Annotated in this window: 12 protein-coding genes; 11 read left to right on the top strand and 1 reads right to left on the bottom strand. The window is 38.0% G+C overall.

Annotated features, from left to right (window positions below):
* The 10 genes from Q0F90_RS04600 to Q0F90_RS04555 form a co-directional block, all read left to right on the top strand.
* On the top strand, positions 1–498 hold a 498-nt coding region (locus tag Q0F90_RS04600), incomplete at its 5' end, for a CoA pyrophosphatase (RefSeq protein ID WP_296003779.1).
* A 279-nt stretch (positions 499–777) separates the two neighbouring features.
* The gene (locus Q0F90_RS04595; RefSeq protein ID WP_296003777.1) at positions 778–1,230 is read left to right on the top strand and encodes a hypothetical protein; all 453 of its coding nucleotides are present in this window, start codon (positions 778–780) and stop codon (positions 1,228–1,230) included.
* A 28-nt stretch (positions 1,231–1,258) separates the two neighbouring features.
* The gene (locus Q0F90_RS04590; protein WP_296003775.1) at positions 1,259–1,501 is read left to right on the top strand and encodes a Zn-dependent protease with chaperone function; all 243 of its coding nucleotides are present in this window, start codon (positions 1,259–1,261) and stop codon (positions 1,499–1,501) included.
* 3 nt (positions 1,502–1,504) lie between these two features.
* Positions 1,505–1,948 (top strand): hypothetical protein, encoded by a 444-nt coding sequence (locus Q0F90_RS04585; RefSeq protein WP_296003773.1) that lies wholly within the window; start codon positions 1,505–1,507, stop codon positions 1,946–1,948.
* An 85-nt stretch (positions 1,949–2,033) separates the two neighbouring features.
* Complete coding sequence (locus Q0F90_RS04580) at positions 2,034–2,477, top strand: hypothetical protein (RefSeq protein ID WP_296003771.1); 444 nt, start codon at positions 2,034–2,036, stop codon at positions 2,475–2,477.
* A 67-nt stretch (positions 2,478–2,544) separates the two neighbouring features.
* Entirely contained in the window at positions 2,545–2,955 is a 411-nt protein-coding gene (locus Q0F90_RS04575; RefSeq protein WP_296003769.1) for a hypothetical protein, read from the top strand.
* A gap of 163 nt (positions 2,956–3,118) precedes the next feature.
* Complete coding sequence (gene ppsA, locus Q0F90_RS04570) at positions 3,119–5,500, top strand: phosphoenolpyruvate synthase (protein ID WP_296003766.1); 2,382 nt, start codon at positions 3,119–3,121, stop codon at positions 5,498–5,500.
* A 98-nt stretch (positions 5,501–5,598) separates the two neighbouring features.
* Positions 5,599–6,228 carry a helix-turn-helix transcriptional regulator gene (locus tag Q0F90_RS04565; RefSeq protein ID WP_009351664.1) on the top strand — a complete coding sequence of 210 codons (630 nt, stop codon included), beginning with the start codon at positions 5,599–5,601 and terminating at the stop codon, positions 6,226–6,228.
* A gap of 10 nt (positions 6,229–6,238) precedes the next feature.
* A complete protein-coding gene (locus Q0F90_RS04560) occupies positions 6,239–7,060 on the top strand; it encodes a pyruvate, water dikinase regulatory protein (protein ID WP_296003763.1) in 822 nt (273 codons plus the stop codon).
* Entirely contained in the window at positions 7,057–8,046 is a 990-nt protein-coding gene (locus Q0F90_RS04555) for a deoxyguanosinetriphosphate triphosphohydrolase (RefSeq protein ID WP_296003761.1), read from the top strand. The genes Q0F90_RS04560 and Q0F90_RS04555 overlap by 4 nt, the downstream gene beginning before the upstream one ends.
* Positions 8,047–8,153: 107 nt before the next feature.
* Here Q0F90_RS04555 and rpmB read toward each other — a convergent pair whose 3' ends face one another.
* Positions 8,154–8,342, bottom strand: coding sequence for a 50S ribosomal protein L28 (gene rpmB, locus Q0F90_RS04550; RefSeq protein WP_005386334.1), 189 nt, complete (start codon positions 8,340–8,342; stop codon positions 8,154–8,156).
* 223 nt (positions 8,343–8,565) lie between these two features.
* Here rpmB and recG point away from each other — a divergent pair, with 223 nt between their 5' ends.
* Positions 8,566–10,608: an ATP-dependent DNA helicase RecG gene (gene recG / locus Q0F90_RS04545; protein WP_296003758.1), complete on the top strand. Its 2,043-nt coding sequence runs from the start codon at positions 8,566–8,568 to the stop codon at positions 10,606–10,608.
* Positions 10,609–10,633 lie beyond the last annotated feature (25 nt).

Below are 10,633 nucleotides of genomic sequence, written 5' to 3'. Positions count from 1 at the left end.
GACTTTACTGTGCGAAGTAATAAGCTGCGCCGTCAACCAGGGGAAATAAGCTTTCCTGGTGGACACTGTGAGCCTAATGATAAAAGCGGTGCTCATGCTGCGATGCGTGAGTGCTCTGAAGAACTGGGTATAGATTTAGACAAAATAGAATTACTTGGTAATTTAGACTGCTTAGTATCTGCTATAGGTGTCAAACTTTATGCTGTAGCCGTGCGATTACATACAAGTGATTTACAACCAAATACCGACGAAGTAGGAGAGGTCTTTACCGTTCCATTACAATATCTATTAGAAATGGAACCAACTGTGGGGCACTTAGACATAGCTACGAGGCCGTTACGTGATTTTCCTTTCCATTTGTTAGAGGGATACAATATTGATTGGAAAATTAGACAAAACTACTCCGTCTATTTCTACCCCTATGAACAATACACCATATGGGGACTAACGGGACGAGTATTGAAGAACTTTTTAGATATATATAGGAAAGTTAAATGAGAGACTTAATAATTTTTATTGGTAGTTATGTAATAGCAATAATTTTAATATCAGGTAAACCCTCTATAAAAAATAAGTTTATATTTTATTTAGTGCCCATTATATTAATGATTTCTGCTTTTTTAGATTACTACTATAAAGCAGAATGGTGGATTGCTAATGGTTATAATATCTACAATTTTGCAGTCCTATGGTTTGCATCGGTAATCACTTTAGTGTTTCGGTATCTACAAGTTAACTTAAATAAAAAAGATAGCTCTCAATCAAAGGATGATAAAGATGTACAGTTTTGATAGTTCTATATCAGTAACCCATATAATATGGTGGTCGGTAAATGTTTTATCTTTAGTACTTATATTTTGGGGATCAAGGAAAAATATAAAATATATTGACCATAAAAAGAAAATAAATGGAAAGGAATATCTTCGTGATACGGGGATTGCTATACTCTTAATATATTTTGCTATATTTATTTCTTATCGTGTAAATATAGCTGAGAATAATGTATCTCTAATATATTATTTTGTTATCATTGTATTTGCTTTAACTGGAACTTTAAAACTATTTCTTGCTGGCATGAATAGACTGAGTGACATAGAACTTTTTACGTCCTGGGTATATCCTATCTATTTAATTATTGGCGGTAGTATAGCTAATTATTACGACAACCTTTCTCCTATTTTCTTATTAGGGATTGTTTTATTAATAGCATATCCTGGAAAAGATAAATAACTTAGAATTCGTTGTAGAGGAGAAGCATGTGAAACCTGAATTTTTTCCATGGTTTTGGATTATATATGTGGCGTATGTTTTATATAAGAGATATAAAGAAAACAGTCGTTTAGAAAATTATGAAATTACACTTGCTATATTAAGTTTAATAGCTGTTTGTGGTGGTTATCTGTTAACACTATATTTCAACCTTAGTGATACCGGTATATTTTGGGTTAATTTATCTCTTCTTCTGAGTATTATTCTGATGAAAATGGTATTTGGAGTATAAGAAATGGAAATAATAAAATGGATTGGGTTCAATACAATTCCTATAGGTATAATAATATCTATATTTTTATTAATTTATGGGAAAATAAGACATATTAAATATTTGGATCCGGAGGTTCCATTAGGACGTTTACTGTTCTTTTTTGGGAATATATTTGCACTCGGCATTGGATTTCTTTCAGTAAAATATGGTCCGCAAGCAATGGATTCTAAAACCATTGCTGAAGGTATTATGTATATTATTCTCGGATATTCCTTTTGTATATATGGTTTTACTTTCTTTTTTATGACCGGAATGAGACGAGCTTATGATATAGGATTTCCATTTTGGATTTATCCTGTGTTTATTGTTGTTACTAGTTTAAGTAGACTTATTAATGAAGATATCTACGAATTTCTACTTCTAGGAATGTATATTTTTTTATTACAACCAGGAACGAGTGAATAAGCGAAATATAAAGTACTACATAATACAGCGTTGCTGGGTAATTTTACGTAGTATTTTATATGAGATGTTTTTAGGACTGCGGTAAATGGAAATAATTAATTGGTTGGGGTTTGCCATGCTTCCAATAGGTATTATAATTTCAATATTGTTGATTATAGTTGGAACGATAAAACAGATTAAGTTTATAAACCCTAGAGTTCCATTAGGGCGCTTATTATTTTTTTTCGGGAGTGGTTTTGCTTTTGTAATAGGATTGCTATCATTAAAATATGGTCATACTGCGATGTATGCAAGTACTATTAGGGATGGATTAATATATAATATTCTTGGGTACTCCTTTTGCATTTATGGTTTTACTTTCTTTTTTATGACAGGTATGAGACGCGCTTCTGATATCGGGATTCCATTTTGGATATATCCAACTTTTATAATAATTACCTTATTGAGTAGACTCATAAATGAAGAGATTTCTGAGTTTCTTTTTTTAGGTATGTATATACTCTTATTGCAACCAGGAAGAACAAGATAATAATCACACGTGTTTTTTAACTGTGCTATTTGAGTTAACTTTAATTGTTAGTGGAGTATTATATGTTATGAAAAAGCAGTATATATATTATTTATTAGGATTAATAATATTTTCCATATTGACATACTCCATTTTTTATAAGATTGATAAAGATAATAAACATGAAACTGCTGAAGCAGTTTTGAATAGATTAGTTGTTGTTTCTAATAGTGAAGATATTAGAATGTCCTATGGTCAATATAGCCGTGGAGAGTGGGTTCAGTACCTTGATATGAAGGTCAGCCCAGATTATAAAACTGTTATGCCTCAAACCTTAGAAACTATTAGCTATATTTTTCCTAATAGTAAAGTTGAGAAAATTGAGACTTCAGAGGCTACATTACTATATCGTATTACTTTAGAGGATGGTATGTTATTTGTTAATGGTAGTGATATGAAGCCAGATCAATTAAGATTTATTATTCATGTGTCAAACTAAAATAAAAGGATGATTGTCTAGTATTAGGCAATCTTTTTTTTAGTTTTTCATCATTTTTATTTGCATATAAATGCCTATATAAATTGACAGATTGCAAATTAAGGTATACTATTTATGTGTAAAAGGTTTAATGTGTTGCACTAATTGACTAGGAGGTTCTCACATGAATCGCGAAACAGCATACGTACTTTGGTTTGATGAATTACAACGTGAAGATGTTAATTTAGTTGGTGGTAAGTCTTCTTCCTTAGGGGAATTGACGTCCTCCACTAATGTACCTGTACCTTATGGCTTTGCTACAACTGCTCATGGTTATCGTGAGTTTATGAAAGCTACAGGTTTGGAAGATAAAATCCGCGCTGAGCTAGATGCTTTAGACGATGTCGAAAATTCTGCATTATTGCGCGAAGTGTGTGCTAAGATTCGCCGCATGATTTGTCAGGAAGAAATGCCACAAGCTTTGGCAGATGCTATCCGTAATGCTTATGAAGAACTTGGTAAAAAAGTAAACGAAGAAAATCCGTTCGTAGCGGTTCGTTCTAGTGCAACAGCAGAAGACTTGCCAGATGCAAGCTTCGCAGGCCAACAAGATACGTACTTAAATGTACGCGGTGCTGATGTTATTATCGAAAAAGTAAAAGAATGCTATGCATCTACTTTTACAGACCGCGCAACATATTACCGTGTAAAACAAGGTTTCGATCATATGACAGTAGCATTAAGTGCTGCTGTTCAAATGATGGTATTCTCTAAAGCTGCTGGCGTAATGTTTACTGTTGACCTTGTAACAGGCAATGATAACAACATCCTTATCGAAGGTTCTTGGGGCCTTGGTGAGTACGTTGTACAAGGTACAGTTACACCAGATAATTTCCGTGTAGATAAAGCTAAAATGGAAATTACAGACCGCATGATTAATGACAAACATATCCGTTTAGTTCGTAAGCCTGATGGGGACTGCGTTGAAGAGGTTGTTCCTGCTGACGAAGCTAAACAACAAGTTATTACAGACGCTCAAGTTTTGGAGCTTGCTGAATACGCTAAAGCAATCGAAAAACATTACGGTTGCTACATGGATATGGAATGGGGTGTAGATGAGCGAGACGGTAGAATTTGGATTTTACAAGCTCGTCCAGAAACAGTATGGTCCCGTAAAGAAAAACCAGAAACAATGGAGAAAGCTAGCACTTTAAATGCGGGTAATCGTGAAATTATTGTAAAAGGCTTACCAGCTTCTCCTGGTAATGCAGCAGGTAAAGCTCACGTAATCATCAACCCTGAGGATATTGATGAGTTTAAAGAAGGGGAAATCCTTGTCACTGCTATGACGGCTCCTGACTGGGTTCCTGCTATGAAAAAGGCAAAAGCAATCGTTACTGATGCTGGTGGTATGACTTGTCATGCGTCCATCGTTAGCCGTGAGCTTGGCATTCCTTGTATCGTAGGTACTAAGAGCCGTAGCCATGAAGCGACTACATCCATTAAAGATGGTCAAATGATTACTGTTGATGCTACCAATGGTATTGTATACGATGGCGTATTAGAAGATATCGTTAAAAAGCCAGAAACACAAGCTGCTGCCAATGTTGTTGCTGAATCTGTTCCTGTAACAGGCACTAAGATTTATATGAACTTAGGCGATCCTGATTTGGCTGAAAAACATGGTGTATTACCATGTGATGGTATTGGTCTAATGCGTGAAGAGTTCATTTGGACTACTTTCATCCATGAACATCCATTACACCTTATCGAAACAGGCCGTAGTGATTTCGCTGTAAATACATTGGCTGAAGGTATGCGTAAAGTTTGCCAAGCATTAGCTCCTCGCCAAGTAGTAGTTCGTTTAAGCGACTTCAAATCTAGCGAATACCGTGATCTTAAAGGTGGCGACAAATACGAACCACATGAATCCAGTGCATTACTTGGCTGGCGTGGTGCTTCTCGTTACTATGATCCTAAATACACACCTGCTTTCAAATTAGAATTAGAAGCAATCAAAAAAGTACGTAACGAATTTGGTTTCAAAAACTTGCAAGTTATGATTCCATTCTGCCGTACTGTAGAGGAAGCCGAATTAGTAACTAACTTGATGGCTCAAGAAGGTCTTGCACGCAGTAAAGACTTTAAAGTATGGCTCATGGCTGAGATTCCATCCAACATCATCTTAGCTGATCAATTCAATAAATACGTAGATGGTTATTCCATCGGTTCTAACGACTTGACTATGCTCGTTCTCGGTTGTGACCGCGATAACGAAACAGTTCAACATATTTATGATGAACGTAATCTAGCAGTTCGCAGAGCAATTCGTCATCTCATTGAAGTGGCGCATAAAGATGGCAAAACTGTATCCATCTGTGGCCAAGCACCAAGCGTTTACCCTGAACTTTGTGAATTCCTCGTGAAGAGTGGTATTGACTCCATTTCTGTTAACCCAGATGCGGTTGTGAGCACTAAGAAAATGGTGGCTCAAATCGAACAAAGAATTATGCTCGATGCTATGACTGGTCGTGGTCGTCAAGAATCTGATGAACTAAATTGGTAAGAATATAGTTATGGTGAAAGAGGAGGCCCGTAGGTCTCCTCTTTTTCTGAATGGTAACTTAGGATATAATACAAACAGAGATGAAAGGGGGTTACCGTGTGAAACTGTCGAAACGACAAGAACAAATTGCTCAAATCGTTCGTGAAGAAGGTCCTGTAACAGGTAGTGCAATTGCCGAACATTTAGAGGTTACACGATCTGCATTGCGTTCAGATTTATCTGTATTAACTATGTTAGGTGTGCTAGATGCGCGTCCCAATGTAGGTTATTACTACGTAGGGCTTTCAAAGGAAACACAAACGGCTGAGCGATTAAAGTCATTTCTGGTAAGTGATGTATTATCTCAAGCGGTCGTGGTTAGTGGGGAAACTAGTTTATATGACACGATTGTTACTATTTTTACAGAGGATGTAGGTACGATTTTAGTGTGTGATGATTCGTATCTAGTAGGCGTCGTATCTCGAAAAGATTTACTGCGCGCCTCTATGGGACAAACAGATTCGCACGCCATGCCTATATCTATGATCATGACCCCTGTTAGCAAGGTTATAACTGTGGAGCCTACTGATACGTTAGTAGAGGCGGCGCAGAAGATGATAGATTATGAAGTAGATTGTTTACCTGTTGTCGTTCGCGAGGACGTAGGGAACAAGAAACGACTAAAGGTCGTGGGCCGCGTGTCAAAAACGACGGTAGCAAAAGTATTTTTAGAATGTAGCATACATTGAGGTTGATATAATGGCAGAAAAAATTATTTATGCAATATCGGATTCCCTAGGGGAAACCGCAGAGGCTGTAGCGCGAGCTACGGCGAGTCAATATGATAAGGAACAAATTGAAATTGTTCGTATTCCTTATATCGATAGTGAAAGCCAAATCGATGAAATTGTAGACGATGCAAAACGTGGTCATCACGTTATTTGTCATACTATCGTATCCGAGTCTTTGCGCAAATATCTTCATGAGAAGGTAGCGGAATACAAAATTCCTGCTGTAGACATCATGGGACCAGTTCTTGATGCTGTTGGCACTGTAGCGACTACTAAGCCTCGTATGACAGCAGGTATGGTTCATAAGCTTGACCAAGAATATTTCAAAAAGGTTGAAGCCATTGAGTTTGCCGTAAAATATGATGATGGTAAAAATCCATCTGGCTTTGAAAAGGCTGATGTAGTAATTATTGGTGTATCTAGAACTAGTAAGACTCCATTATCCATGTTCTTGGCCTATAAAAAGGTTAAAGCTGCCAACTTGCCACTAGTACCAGAAGTACCATTACCTGAAGAGTTATTCAAAATTCCAGCGAAAAAAATTGTAGGTCTTATCATCGATCCATTTAAGTTAAACAATATTCGTAGTGAACGGTTACGCGCTATTGGTTTAGAAGACGAAGCAAACTACGCATCTATTGAGCGTATCCAAGCCGAACTAGAATATGCGAAAGCTATTATGCGCCGTTTGCACTGCCAAGTATTAGATGTTTCTAATAAATCTATCGAAGAAACAGCTTCTCTTGTGATGCAGTTAATCGACAAGAACCGCGCATCGGAGGGGAAATGAATATACGGGAACAAATAGAGGAACGGGAGGCATTACTCCTGTCCCCCTATGCAGCTAAAAGCCGCGATGCAATCCGTGATATGGAGGAAGCTCTCGATCCACTTAGAACAGCGTTCCAACGCGATCGGGACCGCATTATTCACAGTAAATGTTTTAGACGGTTAAAGCATAAGACACAAGTATATATTGCACCAGGTGACCATTATCGGACACGTATGACACATACCCTTGAGGTAGGCCAGATTGGTCGGACAGTGGCTCGTGCATTGCGTTTAAACGAAGATCTTGTTGAGGCTATTGCCATGGGCCATGATGTGGGACATACGCCCTTTGGTCACGTCGGTGAATATGCATTGCGCGACATGGTGGGGCACTTTAATCACAATGAACAAAGTTTGCGCATGGTTGAGGTCTTAGAAAAGCATGGCGACCACCAAGGTCTTAATTTAACGACTGTAGTCCGTGATGGCATCGTAGGTCATACAGGAGCTACAATTCCAGTTACCTTAGAAGGCCAAATCATTCGCATTGTTGACCGCATTGCTTATTTGTGTCACGATTTTGACGATGCACAACGGGCAGGCATGTTAACCGCTGAGGAGTTGCCCTTTGAAGTGCGTGAGCATTTTGGTATGACTCCATCTAGCATGATTACAGCTATGGTAGAGGATATGGTGCGGGAATCTTTAGATAAACCAGTTATTTCTATGTCTGCTGATGTGGAGGTGACTATGAATCTATTCCGTCAATTTATGTTTAAAAACGTGTATTTGGCGCCTGCATTGATTCCAGATCGCAAAAAGGCATCCCATGTGGTGAAAAATTTATTTACTCACTTCATGGAATACCCAGATGATATGGAAGGTTGTGAAACTGGAAAAGAGTTTTACTCCACTCGCGATGTAGTGGATTATGTGGCAGGCTTAACTGATCAATATGCTATTAAGTTGTTTAAACAGTACTATATTCCAAATATTACCTTGTAAAATTTTTAGTAATAGGTATATAGATAACAAAAAAAGCAGTTAGTTCAAATGAACTAACTGCTTTTTTTGGGGCTCTAGAACCCCAAAGAGTACATGTACTTTTTATTTTACGCGCGTGTAATTTTATTAGAACGAAGGCAGCGAGTGCATACGTTTACTTTTTTAGTAGCACCGTCTACAACCGCCCGTACTCTTTGAATGTTCGGTTTCCAAGTTTTTCTTGTGCGAATGTGAGAATGACTCACGTTCATACCGCTAGATGTGGATTTGCCACATACTTCGCAAAGGTTTGCCATAGTTTCCACCTCCAAGCTTAATCTATAACATAACAAAAGTATATTATCATAAAGACATAGTTAAAGCAAGTGTTTTTATCGTACATATTGCTCTTTTTATGAAATATACTACAATATAAGGTATACTATATATCATATTCTATGATATGAGTGGACTTTTACACAAGGATATACAGAAATTGGATATATCTCATGTGTTTATCGTATATTTAAAGGAGTTTCTATGGATGAACGGTTGACGACCATTAAGGGGATTGGTCCTGGTCGAGAGAAACAATTACATAAACTGGGGATTACGAACATAACTTCCTTGTTGACGTACTTCCCAAGAACCTATGAAGACCGCCGTACGATTTATAGAATTGGTGATTTAAAATCAGGCATGACTGGTGGGGTGGTAGGCAATGTTATAGCGGTGCAAGAGAAGCGTCCTCGCCCTCGATTGTCTATCTTAGAGGTAGTCATTGCAGATGGTACAGGTCCTTTAAAAATTGTTCTATTTAACCAAGGCTATAAAAAGAACTTTTACAAAAAAGGGCAGCGTCTATATGCGTATGGTAAAGCAGAATTTCAATATGGATCCATGCAAATGAATACTCCCCAAATAGAAAACTTAGGAGATGGTGGAGAGTCAGATCGAGGTATCGTTCCTATCTATGCTCTTGCTGATGGGGTATCTCAATTTGTGGTGCGTTCATCGGTGCGAAATTGGTTTGCTGCTAATCATGAGTTGCCTGAGATTTTACCTGTTGAGGTTCGTGAAGCCCACCATTATATGAGTCGTTACGATGCGTTTAAGATGATGCATTTCCCGGATTCCTCTGAGCGTTACGAAGAGGCACGTCATCAATTAGCCTACGAAGAGCTATTTGTCATGCAAGCGGGTTTAGCTTTATTGCGTAATAAAGAGCAGTGCCACAGAGGTCCTAAAATGGGTCCTAATGGAGAACTAATGGCTAAATGTATAGAAAATTTACCATTCTCTTTAACTGGTGACCAACAGCGTGCATTAGAGGACATTCGTATCGATATGGAAGATGAACGTCCTATGCAACGGTTGTTACAAGGTGATGTAGGTTCTGGTAAAACCGTAGTGGCTACATTGAGTTTGTTGAAGGCTATCGAAAATGGGTACCAAGGGGCATTAATGGCTCCTACAGAAATCTTAGCTGCTCAGCATTATGAAGGTATAACAGAGGTGTGTGGTAACTTAGGTATTACCATAGAATTATTAACAGGTTCTACTACCAAAAAGGAAAAAGAGCGAATCTATGAAGGCTTAGCTGACGGATCGATTAATATGATCATCGGTACCCATGCGCTTATTCAAGAGGGCGTAAACTTCCATAATTTAGGCCTCGTCATTATAGACGAACAACATCGCTTTGGTGTAGAACAACGGGCTCGGTTGCAACAGAAGGGTACATATCCACATGTGCTTATCATGACAGCTACTCCGATTCCACGAACCATGACATTATCTGTATATGGTGATTTGGCGGTATCCTTGATTAAAGAAATGCCACCAGGTCGTAAGCCTGTAAAAACGTATGTAGTAGATAGTTCTTATAAAGATCGACTACGGGCATTCTTTGGTAAGGAAATGGCCGAAGGTCGTCAAGTTTACGTAGTATGTCCTCTTGTAGAAGAGTCTGAAAAATTAGACTTACAAGCTGCAGAAGAATTGTATTTAGAACTAAAAAAGTATTTTTACAAGGCCTATGAAGTGGGACTTGTTCACGGTCGCATGAAACCTAGTGAAAAAGATGAAGTAATGAATGCATTCTACAAGGGCGACATTTCATTACTGGTTTCCACCACAGTTATCGAGGTTGGTGTTAATGTGCCTAATGCGACCATCATGTGCATTGAAGGGGCAGAGCGATTTGGGCTATCTCAACTACATCAGTTGCGGGGGCGTGTAGGTCGTGGTTCCCATCAGTCCTATTGTATTTTAGTAAGTGATTCAAAAAATGATGTAAGCCAAGAGCGTTTGAAGCTAATGGAACAAACTCAAGATGGTTTTGAACTGGCGGAGCAAGATTTATTGCTGCGCGGCTCAGGTCAATTATTTGGTTTAGCTCAATCGGGCTTACCTGATTTGCGTGTAGCTAATATCATTAAAGATATTGAAATCCTAGTAGAGGCTCGCAAGGATGTGCTAGATTTTGCCAGTCAATTTGGAATGGAAAAATTAGAATCTGTCATGAAAGCAGAATTAGAAAAAAGATTTGGTGAAAAATTCCTAAGAATATTGTATAATTAAGAGGTAGGAATAATAAGTACATAAG

It is taken from the genome of uncultured Veillonella sp., from assembly GCF_934190855.1.
Taxonomy (GTDB): domain Bacteria; phylum Bacillota; class Negativicutes; order Veillonellales; family Veillonellaceae; genus Veillonella.
Note: the sequence above shows the minus strand (reverse complement) of the source record. Positions and strands in the feature narration are given on the sequence as shown.

Coding starts and splice junctions, on each gene's coding strand:
- Q0F90_RS04585 (WP_296003773.1), top strand. CDS start 1,505: ATGGAAATAATAAAATGGATTGGGTTCAATACAATTCCTATAGGTATA.
- recG (WP_296003758.1), top strand. CDS start 8,566: ATGGATGAACGGTTGACGACCATTAAGGGGATTGGTCCTGGTCGAGAG.
- Q0F90_RS04555 (WP_296003761.1), top strand. CDS start 7,057: ATGAATATACGGGAACAAATAGAGGAACGGGAGGCATTACTCCTGTCC.
- Q0F90_RS04560 (WP_296003763.1), top strand. CDS start 6,239: ATGGCAGAAAAAATTATTTATGCAATATCGGATTCCCTAGGGGAAACC.
- Q0F90_RS04575 (WP_296003769.1), top strand. CDS start 2,545: ATGAAAAAGCAGTATATATATTATTTATTAGGATTAATAATATTTTCC.
- ppsA (WP_296003766.1), top strand. CDS start 3,119: ATGAATCGCGAAACAGCATACGTACTTTGGTTTGATGAATTACAACGT.
- Q0F90_RS04595 (WP_296003777.1), top strand. CDS start 778: ATGTACAGTTTTGATAGTTCTATATCAGTAACCCATATAATATGGTGG.
- rpmB (WP_005386334.1), bottom strand. CDS start 8,342: ATGGCAAACCTTTGCGAAGTATGTGGCAAATCCACATCTAGCGGTATG.
- Q0F90_RS04580 (WP_296003771.1), top strand. CDS start 2,034: ATGGAAATAATTAATTGGTTGGGGTTTGCCATGCTTCCAATAGGTATT.